This is a genomic window from Gammaproteobacteria bacterium, from assembly GCA_013816845.1.
Classification (GTDB): Bacteria; Pseudomonadota; Gammaproteobacteria; order DSM-16500; family DSM-16500; genus Aquicella.
Map to the genome: position 1 here is coordinate 139,495 of JACDDU010000007.1, position 18,006 is coordinate 157,500.

An 18,006-nucleotide genomic window follows, 5' to 3' on the forward strand; every position below is an offset into this window, starting at 1 on the left:
GCTTTGTAACGCTATTCCAATGGAGGGTTCTATTCTCAATCACTTATCGTAAAGGGATTGAATGACATGATCAGCATGTTGCGGAATAAACCCAGTAAAATAATCGTGCCAATTTTTAGGCTGTGCAATTGAATCTAAAGGATAGCGCCAAACAAATTCTACAAACCCTGAAGGTAATGTAAGCGTACCGTCTGCCAATGCCGCATCACTCATCATTCCAAGCGTTGAACTTTGAGCGATCCCTGCTTTTTCTCCTCCTTTAATCACACCGCCATCTACATTAAGAGGAATATTCAACGTCTTTAGAAAGTCGTGAAAATTTTCTAGACTTTTAAAGGATGAAAGCAAATGAATCGATAACGTAAAGTGATTAGGCCTTCTACCAAATGCTAGCACCCATGCTAACAACTCATTGAAACGCTGCACAGTTTTGAATTCATTTAAGGTAGGTTTTGGCCAATCCCGGCCTTCTAGATAAGAAAGGATCATGCGTTCTAATTGAGTGGAAGATTGTTCATTTCCCTGTGCAGTTTCCTGAGCGAGTTGCTGAATCCTTCTAATATCGATCTTTTTTGCTTGCGTTGCATACTTGGTAATGATGGTGCTAATTTCAATAGGCATAGCTTCGAGCCTGAAATCAGCGACAACGGCTTGCGGTAAGGCGTCAATAGCAGGTAAGGTGCAACTCTGAGATTCGCTTAACCATTGAAAATCATTTTGCTTCTCTGGCAAGTAACCTTTACCTTTTGGTTCATATCCCAATGCCGAAAAAATCGAGGTGAGAACCGGGATCCCCGAATGCTCGCTTGGTAAATCAATGACAGCAAAATGATCCAAATAAAGAGTAGTCACATGTTTTTTGTAAAGTGCTTGCTCAATGATAACCATTTGTGGTGTAACACTGCGATATTTTTCCCAAAGGGATTGCACAATTTTATGTCGCAATCTATCTAACATGCCAAACCCTACATAATTTTACCGAGCCTACGTTATCATTCCGTCACGAAAATGTCATTTCTCTCTCATCATTAAACAGCATGAGGTTACCATTTTTCTTCCTCACCTTGCTTTGATGTTTCAATCAAAATTAATTAAAAGCGCACAGTTTTATATAAAAAGTCTCAGCACATATGTTGTTTTTATTTTTGAATTAAGCGGTCGCAAATGTATCTTCCATGTTACGAAAGAGCATGGTAAAATTCTTTCATTTTTTTTTAAATTAACTTTACATCAGTAAGAGCTGCGTATAGAGTAGTAAAGACTTCTAGCCTTGCTCATTTACAAAATTCCGCTTTTCCCCAATTCGCTCTTGTCGGAGCAATCATCCGTTTTGTGGTCCTCATCAATGCCATTTAGGGATGTTTCGTTGAAAACATAAGGAGATGTTCAATGGGTATTAATTCCAAACGATCTGTAATTTCAAGCCTATTGTTAGCGATCCCACTTAGTATGAGTTTTTCAGCTAGTTATGCTGCAAAGTCAATTGACCTTAGTCATCAAAAGCTAACGGTTCTTCAAGCGATGATTGCTCAATCTCTATCAAATTCCCATAGTAGTTCCATTCGTGAAATGAGCCGCTCTGTGGACTTCAATAAAACCGTTCACGTTCGCATTCAACAAACTTATCTTGGCTATCCCGTACTCGGTGGTGATGCCATTATTCACATCCCACAAGGTCAACCGGCAAGTCATAATATTCCTGGCATGATTAGTAATGCAGTCACTCACAATGGTTCAATGAATGGCGAATTATTTGTAGGGCTAGAGAAGGATTTAAATAATACCCCTCATTATATTTTTGAAGTAGCGCAAGCAAAACGTGCCCAACAAAAAGCGATCGAAGTTTATCAAAGTAAACTTGGATTAAAAGTAAATGCTAAAGATCAAACTAGTCGATTAGTTGTCTACTTAGATGATCATAATCAAGCACATTGGGCTTATGAAGTTCACTTCTATGTTGATCCAATCAAAGACGGATCTTTGCCGGCTAAACCTGTTTATGTTTTAGACGCCGTTTCATTCGCAACTTATGCAAACTGGGATGATATTCAAACCATTGAAACAGCTGTAACCGCAGGCGGTGGATTTGGTGGTAATAAAAAAATGGGTAAAACTGTTTATGATGGTTTGAAGGACCATCTCACCAAATTAAGTATAACCCGTGAGGATACTGCCAAAAAATGCTGGCTTAAGAACGATGATGTTACTGTTAAACACAATCGTTCAAACGTCACACCCTCTTTTGATTGCGACAAAGTTAATGATGAACATAATAAAATTTATTGGGATGCTGAACTTGATGCAGTGAATGGCGGATATTCTCCTGATAATGACGCGTTATTCGGCGGTTCTGTTATCAAGAACATGTATTCTGAATGGTATGGCGTTCCTGTTTTGACTCAAGGTGGCAAACCTATGATGTTAACTATGGTTGTTCACGCGAACATGGATAATGCCTATTGGGATGGTTCAAAAATGACATTTGGCGATGGCATAAGAATGTTTTATCCCCTAACGTCATTGGGTGTTGCAGCTCATGAGGTGAGTCATGGGTTTACGCAACAACATTCCAATTTAAATTACTATGGCCAATCAGGCGGTATGAATGAAGCTTTTTCTGATATGGCAGCTCAAGCAGCTGAAGTTTATGCTTATGGTCCGGAAAAAAATAGTTGGCAGATTGGTCCGGAAATTTTTAAAGCTGAAAATGAAGCGTTGCGATACATGGATAAGCCAAGTAAGGATTGTAAAGGTAAACGTCCTGGTAATTGGTGTTCCATTGATGATGCCTCACAATATACAGGGAATTTAGACGTTCATTACAGCAGTGGCGTTTACAATCACTTCTTTTATATTTTAGGAACGAAACCGGGTTGGGATGTGAAAAAAGCTTTTGAAGTGATGCTACATGCGAACATGAACTACTGGGTGCCACGTTCCACTTTTGTTCAAGCTGCTTGTGGTACTTTAAAAGCGGCAAAAGATTTAAAATTTAGCCAGGAAGAGATCGCAGATATCAGTGATGCCTTCACCCAAGTAAAAATTAGCACGAAAGATTGCTAATCATTATGATTCCCGCGGGATTCCCCGCGGGAATATAAAGTTCATCGCCGTCTCGAGCTAGGACTCCATTTCTGTTCAATATATTCCGTTGAAGCATTATCACGCTTTTGTTCTTGAGCCTTTTTAATATGGGCTTTTTCATTTTCTATTTTCTGTGCCGCCCCTTTTTGCGCTTGTTCCGCAGCTTGTCGAACGGGCGCGCTTTGGGGTAGACGTTTCATAAATTGTTGATGAGTGGGGCTTGCCGCATACTTGATTTTTCCAGCAATTTGCGTATCGATGAAAGGATTAGTAAAGTCTGCTTTTTCTTCTTGTCGTGCAATTTCACTTGGAGCATTTGCAGGTATTACGGGGGGTGTTTTATTGGTCTCGACAAGTGGACGGCGATTTAAAAATGATTCTCGGTGTTGTTTTTGTGCTTTGATATTTACTTGAGATTTTTTAGTCTGAAGTTTGTCTTCTTCAAACTCTTTTTCTCGTTCTTCATAGTATTCTTCTTCAGTTCGTACTAAACGTTCTTTCTTGTCCGTATCATCTTGGACTTTGGCTTTAGCATCAATTTTTAACCCCGTGTGACTCGTGGTTGAGTCATCGTGTTCTTTATTACGAGGCTTGTCTCGATTTGCTTTACGGCAAGATGCGCAAATGGTTCCGTAGGTGGTGCCTTCTGGTCCTCCCATCTCTAGAAACGCAGCAAGCGGCTTTTGAATTCCACAACTACTGCATGTTTTCGTTAAGGTAGGATTGTTCATATTTTAATCTCTATAGGGCTGGTTCGTCGGAAAATAATTTAAATAATACAACAAAATTGAGAATTCGGTTAGCAAATGATCAGATTTTTTAATAAAAATGGGTAAATGAGTTATCTGAAAATTATGTAAGAGAATATCATTGTTGCCTGTTGTAGCTAGATTCGCTATATTCTTCGGGCTTCTTAACTTGCTCATTAACATGGAAATATTTGGTAAATAGAGCAAGTTAGTATAGCATATCACAACTTCCTACCCTACCGAAGATCCCGACACGGAGGTATTCGAGTGTGAACATGGATGAGCATCAAGTGTAACCTCGGCAACGAGGCTTTTAACATCATTATTGGAGAGTAAAAAATGACAAAAGGACCATCTTTACAAGATCCTTTCTTGAATTCGTTACGAAAAGAAAAGATTCCTGTATCTATTTATCTTGTGAATGGAATCAAGCTTCAAGGTGTGATTGAATCATTTGATCAATTTGTTGTTTTATTAAAAAATACTGTCAGTCAAATGGTTTATAAGCATGCCATTTCCACAATTGTTCCAGCCCGCAACGTTACTTCTCCTTTTGAATATAATACCAATGGTTATAACAATACTAATAACGGCAATGGTAATAAAAACAATATAAATAACATTCCTAATACAAAACCTGGATTTAACCAAGAATAACAATAAACGAGGACAGTCTATTGAGAGAGCGCGACTCCGAGCGCGTTGTTTTAGTCCATGTCAATTTCCCTACGGGCTTGAAAGAAGACTTAGAAGAGTTTAAAGAGCTTGCTTGTTCTGCGGGGGCAAAGATTGTTGCAGTTGTGACAGGCACACGACGTGTGCCTGATGCAAAGTATTTTGTTGGCTCTGGCAAAGCTGCTGAAATAGCTGAGGCTGCTCGGGCTAATGACGCTGAATTAATTCTTTTTAATCATGTTTTATCTCCTGCGCAAGAACGTAATGTAGAGCGTCTTACATCGCTTCGTGTTCTTGATCGAACAGGATTAATTCTTGATATTTTTTCACAGCGCGCACGAAGCTTTGAGGGAAAGATGCAAGTTGAACTCGCTCAACTAAAGCATTTGGCCACTCGGTTAGTACGAGGTTGGACTCATTTAGAAAGACAGCGCGGCGGTATTGGTTTGCGCGGCCCTGGAGAAACACAACTTGAATCGGATCGTCGTTTAATTCGTAATCGAATTAAAGTGATTGATGCGCGTTTAGTAAAATTAAGTCAGCAGCGTGAGCTTGCGAGGCGGGCAAGACGCAAAGCGGTGGTGCCAACGGTTGCATTAGTTGGTTACACCAATGCTGGTAAATCGACGCTCTTTAATTATCTAACAGGCGCGAATGTTTATGTTGCTAATCAATTATTCGCAACACTTGATCCTACATTGCGTCGCGTTGAGCTGCCTGAAGTTGGCGCTGTCATATTGGCTGATACCGTTGGCTTTATTCGTCATCTACCGCACGATTTAATCAAAGCATTTCATGCAACGTTAGAAGAAGTAAGTGAGGCTAATTTGCTTCTTCACGTCATTGACACGCACGACCCACTAAAAGATCAACATATCGAAGAAGTTGAGCATGTTCTTAATAGTATTGAAGCGAGCGGGGTCCCCACGATTTTGGTGTATAACAAAATCGATCTTTGCGAAAGCGAAACGATGCTTTTGAATGCCGAGACACCTGAACGCGATGAATATAAAAAAATCAAACGGGTTTTCATTTCAGCAAAGGAAGGAAAAGGGTTTGATGTATTGGCCAAAGCGATTGCTGAAAAATTACAACACGATATCGTAAATTCTCAGCTGGTTTTAACGCCGAAAGATGGCAAATTGCGGGCGAAACTTTACGCACAAGATGCGGTGCTTGCCGAAGAGTCCGATGATGCCGGTAATTATTATTTGACTATTCGAATGCCTCGAGTAGAGTTTGAAAAGCTTTTCCGTTAATATAAAAAGCATTTTTAAAGCTTTTGTTCCATCATGCCACAATAATAGAGGAGTAACCGCATGATGTGGTCTATTTTAATATCGGCAATCGGATTATTATTTGTTTTTGAAGGGATTCTTCCATTCTTATCACCACCAAAGTGGCGCCAGGGTATGCAGCATATGATGGTCGTGAGTGATCGTACGCTCCGTATCATTGGCTTTCTGAGTATGGTTTTTGGACTTGGCCTCGTCATCGTCGCGCGTGAATTTTTTAAATAAAGAGAATCGTTATGGGTAAAACAGTTGTAATTTTAGGAAGCCAATGGGGCGATGAAGGTAAAGGCAAAATTGTTGATTTGCTCATGGAAAAAGCCAATATAGTAGTCCGCTTCCAGGGTGGCCATAATGCAGGTCACACTTTGGTCATCGATAATCAAAAAACAATTTTGCGATTAATTCCTTCGGGAATTTTGCATCCGCATGTTCAATGTCTCATCGGCAACGGTGTGGTCATTTCACCGACTGCCTTGATAGAAGAAATGGAAGAATTGGAAAGCCGTGGCATTGATGTCGCTTCCCGGCTACTGATCAGTGACGCGTGTGTTTTAATTTTACCCTACCATGTAGCGCTCGACCAAGCCCGCGAAGTGGCTAAAGGTAAAGCTGCAATCGGTACGACAGGGCGTGGCATTGGACCTGCGTATGAAGATAAAGTTGCCAGGCGCGCCATTCGATTTGGCGATTTATTTAATGAAAAACTTTTAAATGCAAAATTAGAAGAAGTCTTAAATTACCATAACTTTATTTTGCAAAACTATCATGGCCAAGAACCCATTGATAAAGCGTTAGTGAAGGATAGTTTATTACGTTTAAAGCCGCGTCTAGAAAAAATGCGTGCCGACGTTGCACTTAAACTCGCTGAACATTATTCAAATGGAGAAAATATTTTATTTGAAGGTGCGCAAGGCAGTCTGCTTGATGTTGATCATGGCACTTATCCCTTTGTTACTTCTTCCAATACGACAGCAGGTGCTGCCTGTATAGGGACAGGGTTTGGTCCAAGAAATATCCATTATATTTTGGGCATAACCAAAGCGTATACGACACGCGTCGGAGCAGGTCCTTTTCCCACAGAGTTACACGATGAAGTGGGAAAAACTTTGGCGGAACAGGGCCATGAGTTTGGATCAGTGACCGGCAGGCCAAGACGCTGTGGCTGGTTAGATATTGCAGTATTGCGACGCGCCATCCAACTCAATAGTTTTTCTGGTTTATGCATTACAAAGTTGGATGTGTTGGATACGTTGCCAGTCATTAAAATTTGCACAGGCTATCGTGTCGGTCATGATATTTATGATTATCCTCCCATTGATACAGAATTGTTTGCTCAATGCGAACCTATTTATGAAGAGCTACCGGGATGGCTAACCTCGACCGCCACCATTCGGCACTTTAATGAATTGCCCACCAATGCTCAGAAATATTTGCTACATATCGAAGAGTTAACCGGGGTACCGATTGATATTGTTTCAACGGGATCGGATCGTAAAGATACAATTATTTTGCATCATCCCTTTGCGCAAGATGTGCAGCAAGATGCTTTTTTTGCCGAGGAGAGGACTTGAACCTCCACGGGGTTTCCCCCACAGGCATCTGAAACCTGCGTGTCTACCAATTCCACCACCCCGGCTGGGCGCTTCGGATAAAATGTTTTCTTACTAGAAGTTGGTTTGCGCCTTGCGCAACCAACTTCTAGTAAGTTGACTTCTATCCTAAGTAGTCGCACTTTATACTTCCGCATTATTTTTTGTCAATGAATTAGCTTATCTTTATGCTAAAGCATTGTTTGTAGAAAGAGAGAATTTTCCGTGTCGCCAAAACAAAATCCAATGATTAGTTCCGTCATAGAGATGCGCGGAGTAGGAAAACAAATTGCCTCATTCCTCGCTCGCTTAAATATTTATTCGATCAGGGATGTGTTATTGCATTTTCCGCAGCGTTATCAAGATCGAAGTCGCATCATCCCCATCAAGCTACTGAAGCCTGGTGAAGAGCAGCTCTGTCAAGGCACAATTATTTCTATCGATCATCCGACGCGTGGTCGGACCAAAATGATGTGTGAACTACAAGATGAGACCGGACGTCTTTTTTTACGTTTTTTTAATGTGATGGCATTTCAGAAAAATATTTTTCTACCCGGTACTATATTGCAATGTTTTGGTGAGGTTCGCATTACAGCATTTGGTCGAGAAATGGTTCATCCAGAAATAAATGTCGTTCTTGATAAATTGCCCGAGCCCCTGCCGCATTACACAGCAATTTACCCAACAACTGCGGGCTTGTACCAAAAAACTTGGCGTCAACTGGCAGCACAAGCACTAACTTGGCTAGACAAAACTTGCTGTATTGAGGAATTTCTACCGCAAGCCTGGTTAGATGAGCATCACTTTCCAGATATTAAAACTGCCCTGCGCGATATTCATCAACCCTCGACCCATCATTTGATTGATACACTTAATGAAAAACAATCTAAAATCCATCAACGTATTATTTTTGATGAATTGCTTACTCATCGACTGCAGCTTTTAAATTTTAAAAATACAGCGAAGCAACATGTAAGCCCTGCTTTACTGATGCAAGGAAATTTAAAAGAAAAATTATTAGACTCACTTCCCTTTTCCTTGACGGCTGCGCAACAACGCGTCGTAAAAGAAATAGAGCAAGATTTGGCGCAAACATCACCGATGTTACGATTATTGCAGGGCGACGTTGGTTCAGGAAAAACAATTGTTGCGGCATTTGCTGCCTTGCGAGCTGTCACTGGACAATTTCAAGCAGCCATGATGGCGCCAACCGAATTGTTAGCGGAGCAACATTATCGTGTTTTAAGAAGTTGGTTTGAACCTTTAGGTATCCATGTGGTGTTTCTTTCTGGACAAACGAAAGGTAGTGCACGTAAAGCAACCTTGGAATTAATGACTTCCGGGGGTGCGCAAGTTGTAGTGGGTACCCATGCACTTTTTCAAGAAGCAGTTTTATTTAAAAATCTCGCCTTGATTATTATTGATGAACAGCATCGTTTTGGTGTCGAGCAGCGTGCACAGTTACGCGAAAAAGGCATTGCCCATGGGTTGTATCCGCATCAATTAATAATGACGGCAACACCTATTCCGCGAACCCTCGCGATGAGTCTATATGCAGATCTCGACTGTTCCGTACTTGATGAATTACCACCCGGTCGAACACCCATCGTGACAAGTGTGATGCCCGAATACAAAAGAAAGGAAGTAATTGATCGCATTCGTGAGGCATGTCAGAAGGCAAGGCAGGTTTATTGGGTATGTCCTCTCATTGAGGAGTCGGAGGTTATCCCCGGCGAGGCAGCGACTCAAGCTGCACTTCAATTACAAAGTTTGATGCCAGGTATCCAAGTCGGCTTGATTCATGGTCAGATGCCTGCTTCCGAAAAAGAAGCGGTAATGCAGCAATTCCAGCGACATGAAATTCACTTATTAGTTGCAACAACTGTTATTGAAGTGGGGGTGGATGTACCCAACGCTAGCGTTATGGTGATTGAAAATGCTGAGCGATTGGGCTTGTCCCAGCTCCATCAATTGAGAGGGCGCGTCGGGCGGGGTGAATTGGCCAGCCATTGTATTTTACTTTATCGTGCGCCCCTTTCGGAATACGCTAAAGCCCGTTTGACGGTGATGAGAGAAACAACGGATGGATTTAAAATAGCTGAGGAAGATTTGGCCTTAAGAGGTCCGGGCGAATTGCTGGGCACCAAGCAGACTGGAGAAATATCTTTTCGATTAGCTGACATTATCCGTGATAAGCAATTGTTGCCTCTTGTTCACCAAACCGCTTTAGAATTAATGAATAATAGGCCGGAAGATGTTCAAAAAATGCTCGTAAAAAATAAAGATGCTCGGCTCAGCTATGGGGAAATTTAATAATGGGCTTTTAAATAGATCAAATAATAATCAATTCATGCATTTTAGTTAAAATCATTGACCCAATTTAAAAAGTTGTTAAGGTGAGAGTCCCCAGTAGACCACTTTGAGGGCTTATCCGTGCGCAAATTAACCTTAAGAGAAAAACGTAAATTAGAGAACAGCGTAGCCTGGAAAGAGGAAAAGGCTCTATTAGAATCCCGCATTCAAATTAAACGCACTGAAGCGACAAAGTTATTGCAAGAGGAAGAGGCGGCAAGGCGGAATAGTAGGAATGCTGCTGCTTTAAAACATTTGGGCGTTTGGAACGACAATAATCGTTATGAACGATGCGTAAAAAAGATTTCGGCATTAACGTTACAACAAACTCGTCTTGCGTATCACCACTTAGCGCCGCGTCAGGTGAAACCGCATTCAGTGAAAGAGTTTCGCAATGCTTTCGAAACCATTAAAACAGCGCTCTTAGTCTATGATGAGGATCATCCAGCGAACCAAGATTTTTTTGTTCGATATCATCTGCATCGAATAGAAAAGAAATTAGAAGTATTTGCTCTAGACAAAAAATTATCTGCCGATCCTGTTTATTGTGAACTTAGATATCAACAGCTTTGTGGGTTTTTATGGGCTATGTTGCAAGACATTGAGTTTAATGCCGAGAAAGAAAATGAAAATTTTGCGGATTTTCTTGAGTCATTACTTATGGAAAGTTTGCATCATCATCAAGAGAGTGAGTCGGTTAAGTATTTTAAGGCATTGAAAGAAGAACTTAAAAAAAATCCAGACTCACTTTTTGCTATTCAAGTTGAAGATTACGCAGAGGTTGAGAAAGCCTATTTTAATAGTGTGCTGCAAGATGTGAAGAGCAACCTCAATACAGCCTTAAGCCAGCCGGAACATAAACGGCCCACGTTATTATCTAAAATCCAAAAAAATAATTTAAATATGGAAAACACATTAGCGAATTCTATCGAGAAAAATGTGGCTGATCTTTTATCCATGAAGGAACCTGTTGATTATAAACTTTATAGTTTGACTTTATTATATGCCGATGCTGCTTTTAAAGATCCCCGTGATAAAGTAACGCAGCGTAGACTATCGAAGATCGTACCTTTTGTTTTAGGTGCACCTTCAACTGCTAAACAAGTGATCGGTGCGCTCGTTGCAGTAGTCGGAGCCCTCATCATCACCGCCACGGTCCTATCAATTGTTGCGACCTATGGAGGATCATCAATGCTAGCTCCCCTTGCACTGAGTACTGGCTTTGGATTAATAACCCAGGGATTGATTCATGCGGGTCTACTCACAGGCGGGGGGTTGACGACCAGTGCGGGCTTATCATTCTTTTACACGGGTACGACCCGAAATATTGCGGCGAATATTGAAAAGATCAAAAATACGCTAGGATTTCATCACAGTTAATAAAGGTAAACGTTATTTTTTGGTTATTTTAGAAGTTTCGAGAATCGGCAACGATAATTTTACTTTCTCAACTTGCTCAATAGGAACTAATAAAGAATAGGCGCCACCTTTGGTAATCACACCTTTATTATAATCCGGGTTCAGTGAGTTAAGAGTTTTAATGTTCACCCCAGTAGATTGGGCAACTTTCGCAAGGTTTACTATTTTTTTACTTTTTACTTCAGTGAAATAAGGTTTATTTTTAATTTCAGGTAACTTGACGCCATATTTTTCTGGATTTTTAATCACAGCAGCGACGGCCATTAAGCGGGGAACATAATATTTTGTTTCAGTGGGAAGCTTTGTTAATTGCCAATAATTACTACTCTTAGCTTTCTTAATCGTATTAGCCACGCGTCCTTGGCCACAATTATAAGCAGCAATGGCTAGGTACCAATTACCTTTAAACAATTCACCAAGATCTTTGAAGTAAGCAAGGGCTGCTCGGGTTGATGCCACGACATCGCGTCTTCCATCATAACCCGCCTTCACTTGCACGCCCAACTCATGAGCGGTACCGACCATGAGTTGCCACAATCCAGTCGCTCCTTTTGTTGAGCGATCGTTTGGATTGAATTCGCTTTCTACGTAGGGAATGAGCGCTATTTCTGCCGGTAAATTTTTGGCACGGGTTTGTTGGTGAATATAATAAATATAAGGGGCGGCAGCATTTAAGATGGCATAAAAGCGTGTGTGATCAGCTTGAATCCTGCGTATTTCTTTTTGGACTTCAGATGCTTGGACATTATGATTTAATTTAAATTCTTTGCTCAATGTCTTCCAAATTGAATCGGAGGTGTGCGCGAGCGGCGTGCCTTTTATTTTTTTGAATACGTCGCTCGGGACTTGGAGAACGTCCGCAGCCGTTATACTAGCAAGCGCTCGTGAGGTGGACGCACCTGGAGTGGAATAAGAGTAAGAATAGGAATAAGTGGAAGCGCCGCTCTCAATTTCTTCCGGGGGTAGAGGGGTGGTCAAGGTTATTTGCGTACTACCGTACCAAGTTAGGAACAATGCACAGCTCAATAACGCTAAAAGTAGATATTTAGAAACACTAGTTAATATTTGCATCCGGGGTATCTTACAGAAGCCGACTACCCCTCTCAAACACTTTTTTGATCAAAAAATTACAAATTGACATAAATTGTTCATATTTTAAGTATTAAAAAGTGAAATTATTTTTGCTTAGGCTTAACAAATGATTAAATAAAAATCAAAAAACCTTAAAGGTGGCTTAAATCAACCTATGCATTCAAGATGAATCTCATTGTTTTGTGTACTTTGGGGGTATGCCATAATTGCGAACGCAACACATTGGAGAGGAAAGTGCGATGAGTACGTTTGAAGAAACATTTGCAATGATCAAGCAGGGAACCGAAGAAATTCTATTAGAGCAGGACTTAATTGATAAGCTTCGTCTGGGAAAACCGCTTAAAGTGAAGTTAGGGCTCGATCCGACTGCCCCTGATTTGCACCTAGGTCATAGTATTGTGCTAAATAAATTAAAGCAATTTCAAAGCTTAGGTCATGAAGTTATTCTCATTATTGGCGATTTCACTGGGCAGATTGGCGATCCTTCTGGAAAAAGCGAAACTCGTCCCCCCCTCACGGCTGCGCAAGTTATTGAGAATGCAGCGACTTACCAAAATCAAATCCATAAAGTATTAGATCCAAAGCAAACTAAAATCGTCTTGAATTCAACCTGGATTAACCAATTAAAACCGGTCGACTTAATTAAGCTAGCCGCAACGCATACCGTTGCCCGCATGCTTGAGCGTGAGGATTTTCATAAACGCTTTACTCATAACCAGGCCATTGCGATCCATGAATTTTTATATCCTTTACTGCAAGGTTATGACTCAGTTGCAGTGGAAGCTGATATTGAACTTGGTGGGACAGATCAGAAGTTTAATTTATTAATGGGACGCGAGTTGCAAAAGCATTTTGGCCAAAAGCCGCAAACCGTTATCACGTTACCGTTATTACCTGGTCTAGATGGTGTGCGGAAAATGTCAAAGTCGCTCAATAATTACATTGGTGTTGATGAGTCTGCGGAACAAATTTTTGGTAAAGTGATGTCTTTATCAGATGATGCAATGTGGATTTACTTTAAACTCGCAAGTTTCAAGCCTACAGCCGAAATTCAATCACTGCGGGAGCAAGTCGAGCATGGAGCAAATCCTCGCGATATTAAATTTATTCTTGCTCAGGAAATTACCGCACGTTTTCATAATAATGAAGCTGCACAAGTTGCCCAAAACAATTTTGTTTCACAATTTCAAAAAGGAAAATTGCCAGAGGAAATAAAACAATTTCAATTTAGTGCAACAGAGGATTTAACTTTGCCAGTCCTTATGAAGATGACTTTCCTTGCTAAAAGTAACTCTGAAGCAACTCGATTGATTCAACAAGGCGCAGTGCGGATTAATGGCGAAAAAATATTGGATAGAAACTTGCAGATTCCGTCAAATCAGGAAGTTATTTTACAAGTCGGTAAGCTTAAATTTGCAAAAATTACACTAACTTAAAATAAATAAAAAAATCTTAGAAATAATGTTGACAGTAAATTGTGAGGGTGTAGAATGCCGGACTTCTGAAGCGAATGATCTTTAACAAATTGAGAGTGAAAAATGTGCGTGCTTACCGAGAGGTGAGTGAGGAATATAGCGTATATGTTTATGAGAATAAACATGTGCAGCGAGTCCTGAGTAGTATCAGGGCGCAGTCAGTTTCAAAGAAGTGGAGAGTTTGATCCTGGCTCAGATTGAACGCTGGCGGCACGCCTAACACATGCAAGTCGAGCGGTAGCATGTTTAGTAGCAATACTAAATGATGACGAGCGGCGGACGGGTGAGTAACACGTAGGAACCTGCCCATTAGTGGGGGACAACCAAGGGAAACTTTGGCTAATACCGCATGAACTCGAGAGAGTAAAGCTGCCGCAAGGTGGCGCTAATGGAGGGGCCTGCGTCTGATTAGCTAGTTGGTGAGGTAAGAGCTCACCAAGGCGATGATCGGTAACTGGTCTGAGAGGACGACCAGTCACACTGGGACTGAGACACGGCCCAGACTCCTACGGGAGGCAGCAGTGGGGAATCTTGGACAATGGGGGCAACCCTGATCCAGCGATGCCGCGTGGGTGAAGAAGGCCTTCGGGTTGTAAAGCCCTTTAGGTTGGGAAGAAGTTTGTTATCGGATAATGGTAGCAGATTGACAGTACCGACAGAATAAGCACCGGCAAACTCTGTGCCAGCAGCCGCGGTAATACAGAGGGTGCGAGCGTTAATCGGAATTACTGGGCGTAAAGGGCGCGTAGGCGGTTGTAAGGGTGTGATGTGAAAGCCCCGGGCTTAACCTGGGAAGCGCATCGCAAACCATACAGCTGGAGTATATGAGAGGGTGGCGGAATTTCCGGTGTAGCGGTGAAATGCGTAGAGATCGGAAGGAACGTCAATGGCGAAGGCAGCCACCTGGCATAATACTGACGCTGAGGCGCGAAAGCGTGGGGAGCGAACAGGATTAGATACCCTGGTAGTCCACGCTGTAAACGATGAGGACTAGATGTTGGTAGGGGAACCTATCAGTATCGAAGCTAACGCGATAAGTCTTCCGCCTGGGAAGTACGGCCGCAAGGTTGAAACTCAAAGGAATTGACGGGGGCCCGCACAAGCGGTGGAGCATGTGGTTTAATTCGATGCAACGCGAAGAACCTTACCTACTCTTGACATCCTGCGAACCCGACTGAGAGGTTGGGGTGCCGAAAGGAGCGCAGAGACAGGTGCTGCATGGCTGTCGTCAGCTCGTGTTGTGAGATGTTGGGTTAAGTCCCGTAACGAGCGCAACCCTTGTCCTTAGTTGCCAGCATTAAGTTGGGGACTCTAAGGAGACTGCCGGTGAGGAACCGGAGGAAGGCGGGGACGACGTCAAGTCATCATGGCCTTTATGAGTAGGGCTACACACGTGCTACAATGGGGCGTACAGAGGGTCGCCAACCTGTAAAGGGGAGCCAATCTCAAAAAGCGTCTCGTAGTCCGGATTGGAGTCTGCAACTCGACTTCATGAAGTCGGAATCGCTAGTAATCGCGAATCAGCATTGTCGCGGTGAATACGTTCTCGGGCCTTGTACACACCGCCCGTCACGTCATGGGAGTGGATGGTACCAGAAGCGGGTAGTTTAACCGAAAGGGAGACGCCTGCCACGGTATGATTCATGACTGGGACGAAGTCGTAACAAGGTAGCCGTAGGGGAACCTGTGGCTGGATCACCTCCTTACGAAATACAAATAAAACACATTCTTGTTAGGCGCGCACATTATTCACTCTTGATTTGACCAGAAAGCATCGGTTATAGGTTTTTGACTATGATTGGTGCTGCTTTATTGCCTGTGCAAGGGTGATGAAGTTAAAGAAGATTGGTTTTAGGAATTAGGTTCGCTGCCAAGGTCTAAGGGGCCTGTAGCTCAGTTGGTTAGAGCACACGCTTGATAAGCGTGGGGTCGGTGGTTCAAGTCCACCCAGGCCCACTAACAAATTGGGAAGGCAGACACGGGGGCCATAGCTCAGCTGGGAGAGCATCTGCTTTGCAAGCAGGGGGTCGTCGGTTCGATCCCGACTGGCTCCAGTAATTTGGTGAAGGAAGCGTAAAGAAATGAGTTAAGGAAGAGATTGCGAATTAGAGGTGAAGAAAGTATAAAGGTAGGTTGTGAAGAAAGCGTAAAGTTACTGAGAAAAAAGAGAAGAAAGCGAAACAAAGAATAGAAAAGAAGAAAAAAGCAGCACCAGTAAAAAAGAAATATTAGAAATAGAAAAAATGTAATAAAAGTGCAGCAGAAAGCAGAAGTAAGATGTTAAGCGAGTTGACGTTTTTCTTCTGTCCTTTGCGACAGAAAGTTCTTTAAAAAAATGGTATGTAAGAAGCGAAGTACACTGAGTGTTACTCAAGTTAAACTTTGTAAACTGAGGATATAACTGTAAGGCAACTTAGGGTTATATAGTCAAGAAATTAAGCGCACATGGTGAATGCCTTGGCAGTAAGAGGCGATGAAAGACGTGGCAGCCTGCGAAAAGCTTCGGGGAGTTGGCAACAAGCATTGATCCGAAGATGTCTGAATGGGGAAACCCGATAGGAGAAGTCCTATCATCCTAGTCTGAATACATAGGACTAGAGAAGCGAACCTTGGGAACTGAAACATCTAAGTACCGAGAGGAAAAGAAATCAACCGAGATTTCCCAAGTAGTGGCGAGCGAAAGGGAAACAGCCTAAATGTGTAAGATATAGTGACTTATTAGAATGACTTGGAAAAGTCAGCCATAGAAGGTGATAGCCCTGTAGATTAAAAGTAGCTATAGCACACATTTGCAAAGTAGGTCGGGACACGAGAAATCCTGATTGAAGAAGGAGCGCAAGCTCCGTGGGGGGACCATCCTCCAAGGCTAAATACTCCTTACTGACCGATAGTGAACAAGTACCGTGAGGGAAAGGCGAAAAGAACCCCGGAGAGGGGAGTGAAATAGAACCTGAAACCGTGTGCGTACAAGCAGTGGAAGCCTATGATTTATCATGGGTAACTGCGTACCTTTTGTATAATGGGTCAGCGAGTTACTAGCATTAGCAAGCTTAACCGAATAGGGGAGGCGAAGGGAAACCGAGTCTGAATAGGGCGTCAAGTTGATGTTAGTAGACCCGAAGCCGGGCGATCTATCCATGGCCAGGGTGAAGGGGCGGTAACACGTTCTGGAGGCCCGCACTCACTACTGTTGAAAAAGTAGGAGATGAGTTGTGGATAGGAGTGAAAGGCTAAACAAGCCCGGAGATAGCTGGTTCTCCTCGAAAGCTATTGAGGTAGTGCCTTGTGGGAAATCAAGTTAGGGGTAGAGCACTGTGCCGGCTAGGGGGACGTGATAGTCCTACCAAACCGATGCAAACTCCGAATACTAACGAAGAGGCCACAGGAGACACACGGCGGGTGATAAGGTCCGTCGTGGAGAGGGAAAAAGCCCAGACCGTCAGCTAAGGTCCCAAAGAGATAGTTAAGTGGTAAACGATGTGAGAAGGCCGAGACAGCCAGGAGGTTGGCTTAGAAGCAGCCATCCTTTAAAGAAAGCGTAATAGCTCACTGGTCGAGTCGGCTTGCGCGGAAGATGTAACGGGGCTCAAACTATCCACCGAAGCTACGGATTCATACAACTTAGGTTGTGTGAGTGGTAGAGGAGCGTTCTGTAAGCCGTTGAAGGTGTTCTGAGAGGAATGCTGGAGGTATCAGAAGCGCGAATGCTGACATGAGTAACGATAATGCGGGAGAAAAACCCGCACGCCGGAAGTCCAAGGGTTCCTGCGCGACGGTAATCGGCGCAGGGTCAGTCGGCCCCTAAGGTGAGGCTGAGAAGCGTAGCTGATGGGGAACAGGTTAATATTCCTGTACTTTTTAATTGGAGCGAAGGGGGGACGGAGAAAGCTAAGCTAGCTAGGTGTTGGAAATCCTAGTTTAAGCGTGTAGGAAGAATGGTTAGGCAAATCCGATCATTCATATTCTGAGGCGTGATGACGATCTTATACTTCGGTATAGGAGAAGTAGTTGATGCTAAGCTTCCAAGAAAATCCTCTAAGTGATGAAGATTAGAAAACCGTACCGCAAACCGACACAGGTGGACAAGTAGAGAATACTAAGGCGCTTGAGAGAACTCGGGTGAAGGAACTAGGCAAATTGACACCGTAACTTCGGGAGAAGGTGTGCCTCTATTATGTGAAGCTCCTTGCGAGTGGAGCAGAAAGAGGTTGCAAAGAATCGGTGGCTGCGACTGTTTATTAAAAACACAGCACTCTGCAAACTCGAAAGAGGAAGT

General features: G+C 42.7%; 11 protein-coding genes, 3 tRNA genes and 2 rRNA genes (1 of these 16 only partly in view). 12 read left to right on the plus strand and 4 right to left on the minus strand.

The genetic code is table 11. The features are described 5' to 3' along the window. Nucleotides 1-39: 39 nt before the first annotated feature. Nucleotides 40-957, minus strand: coding sequence for a DUF1338 domain-containing protein (locus H0W64_12375; GenBank protein MBA3662519.1), 918 nt, complete (start codon nucleotides 955-957; stop codon nucleotides 40-42). A gap of 432 nt (nucleotides 958-1,389) precedes the next feature. Here H0W64_12375 and H0W64_12380 point away from each other — a divergent pair, with 432 nt between their 5' ends. Then, nucleotides 1,390-3,063 (plus strand): M4 family metallopeptidase, encoded by a 1,674-nt coding sequence (locus tag H0W64_12380; GenBank protein ID MBA3662520.1) that lies wholly within the window; start codon nucleotides 1,390-1,392, stop codon nucleotides 3,061-3,063. Between the two features lie 41 nt (nucleotides 3,064-3,104). Here the strand turns inward: H0W64_12380 and H0W64_12385 are convergent, their stop codons facing one another. Then, nucleotides 3,105-3,815: a hypothetical protein gene (locus tag H0W64_12385; GenBank protein ID MBA3662521.1), complete on the minus strand. Its 711-nt coding sequence runs from the start codon at nucleotides 3,813-3,815 to the stop codon at nucleotides 3,105-3,107. A 357-nt stretch (nucleotides 3,816-4,172) separates the two neighbouring features. On the opposite strand from H0W64_12385, the gene hfq reads away from it, so the two are divergent. Genes hfq through H0W64_12405 form a run of 4 tightly spaced genes read left to right on the plus strand, consistent with a single transcriptional unit; the run spans nucleotide 4,173 to nucleotide 7,374 of the window. Beyond that, a complete protein-coding gene (gene hfq, locus H0W64_12390; protein MBA3662522.1) occupies nucleotides 4,173-4,490 on the plus strand; it encodes an RNA chaperone Hfq in 318 nt (105 codons plus the stop codon). 20 nt (nucleotides 4,491-4,510) lie between these two features. Next, the gene (gene hflX, locus H0W64_12395; protein ID MBA3662523.1) at nucleotides 4,511-5,767 is read left to right on the plus strand and encodes a GTPase HflX; all 1,257 of its coding nucleotides are present in this window, start codon (nucleotides 4,511-4,513) and stop codon (nucleotides 5,765-5,767) included. Between the two features lie 60 nt (nucleotides 5,768-5,827). Then, a complete protein-coding gene (locus H0W64_12400; GenBank protein MBA3662524.1) occupies nucleotides 5,828-6,028 on the plus strand; it encodes a DUF2065 domain-containing protein in 201 nt (66 codons plus the stop codon). Between the two features lie 11 nt (nucleotides 6,029-6,039). Next, complete coding sequence (locus H0W64_12405) at nucleotides 6,040-7,374, plus strand: adenylosuccinate synthase (GenBank protein ID MBA3662525.1); 1,335 nt, start codon at nucleotides 6,040-6,042, stop codon at nucleotides 7,372-7,374. On the opposite strand, the gene H0W64_12410 is transcribed toward H0W64_12405, so the two are convergent. Beyond that, nucleotides 7,356-7,439, minus strand: a tRNA-Leu gene (locus tag H0W64_12410). The two genes, H0W64_12405 and H0W64_12410, sit on opposite strands and share 19 nt — an antisense overlap. Before the next feature lie 199 nt (nucleotides 7,440-7,638). On the opposite strand from H0W64_12410, the gene recG reads away from it, so the two are divergent. Together recG and H0W64_12420 are read left to right on the plus strand one after the other, a co-directional pair. Continuing rightward, nucleotides 7,639-9,705: an ATP-dependent DNA helicase RecG gene (gene recG / locus H0W64_12415; GenBank protein MBA3662526.1), complete on the plus strand. Its 2,067-nt coding sequence runs from the start codon at nucleotides 7,639-7,641 to the stop codon at nucleotides 9,703-9,705. A gap of 120 nt (nucleotides 9,706-9,825) precedes the next feature. After that, a complete protein-coding gene (locus tag H0W64_12420; protein MBA3662527.1) occupies nucleotides 9,826-11,124 on the plus strand; it encodes a hypothetical protein in 1,299 nt (432 codons plus the stop codon). A gap of 12 nt (nucleotides 11,125-11,136) precedes the next feature. Here H0W64_12420 and H0W64_12425 read toward each other — a convergent pair whose 3' ends face one another. Continuing rightward, nucleotides 11,137-12,234 (minus strand): transglycosylase SLT domain-containing protein, encoded by a 1,098-nt coding sequence (locus H0W64_12425; protein ID MBA3662528.1) that lies wholly within the window; start codon nucleotides 12,232-12,234, stop codon nucleotides 11,137-11,139. A gap of 260 nt (nucleotides 12,235-12,494) precedes the next feature. On the opposite strand from H0W64_12425, the gene H0W64_12430 reads away from it, so the two are divergent. From H0W64_12430 to H0W64_12450, 5 genes are all read left to right on the plus strand, one after another. After that, nucleotides 12,495-13,691 (plus strand): tyrosine--tRNA ligase, encoded by a 1,197-nt coding sequence (locus H0W64_12430; protein MBA3662529.1) that lies wholly within the window; start codon nucleotides 12,495-12,497, stop codon nucleotides 13,689-13,691. A gap of 208 nt (nucleotides 13,692-13,899) precedes the next feature. Beyond that, a 16S ribosomal RNA gene (locus H0W64_12435) occupies nucleotides 13,900-15,438 on the plus strand. Between the two features lie 174 nt (nucleotides 15,439-15,612). After that, nucleotides 15,613-15,686: transfer RNA gene (locus H0W64_12440), tRNA-Ile, on the plus strand. A gap of 25 nt (nucleotides 15,687-15,711) precedes the next feature. Beyond that, nucleotides 15,712-15,784, plus strand: a tRNA-Ala gene (locus H0W64_12445). Nucleotides 15,785-16,148: 364 nt separating this feature from the next. After that, a 23S ribosomal RNA gene (locus H0W64_12450) occupies nucleotides 16,149-18,006 on the plus strand (it continues 1,104 nt past the right edge of the window). Together the 16S and 23S rRNA genes with 2 tRNA genes alongside form the textbook arrangement of a ribosomal RNA operon.

Coding starts and splice junctions, on each gene's coding strand:
- H0W64_12375 (MBA3662519.1), bottom strand. CDS start 957: ATGTTAGATAGATTGCGACATAAAATTGTGCAATCCCTTTGGGAAAAA.
- H0W64_12380 (MBA3662520.1), top strand. CDS start 1,390: ATGGGTATTAATTCCAAACGATCTGTAATTTCAAGCCTATTGTTAGCG.
- H0W64_12385 (MBA3662521.1), bottom strand. CDS start 3,815: ATGAACAATCCTACCTTAACGAAAACATGCAGTAGTTGTGGAATTCAA.
- hfq (MBA3662522.1), top strand. CDS start 4,173: ATGACAAAAGGACCATCTTTACAAGATCCTTTCTTGAATTCGTTACGA.
- H0W64_12400 (MBA3662524.1), top strand. CDS start 5,828: ATGATGTGGTCTATTTTAATATCGGCAATCGGATTATTATTTGTTTTT.
- H0W64_12405 (MBA3662525.1), top strand. CDS start 6,040: ATGGGTAAAACAGTTGTAATTTTAGGAAGCCAATGGGGCGATGAAGGT.
- recG (MBA3662526.1), top strand. CDS start 7,639: ATGATTAGTTCCGTCATAGAGATGCGCGGAGTAGGAAAACAAATTGCC.
- H0W64_12425 (MBA3662528.1), bottom strand. CDS start 12,234: ATGCAAATATTAACTAGTGTTTCTAAATATCTACTTTTAGCGTTATTG.
- H0W64_12430 (MBA3662529.1), top strand. CDS start 12,495: ATGAGTACGTTTGAAGAAACATTTGCAATGATCAAGCAGGGAACCGAA.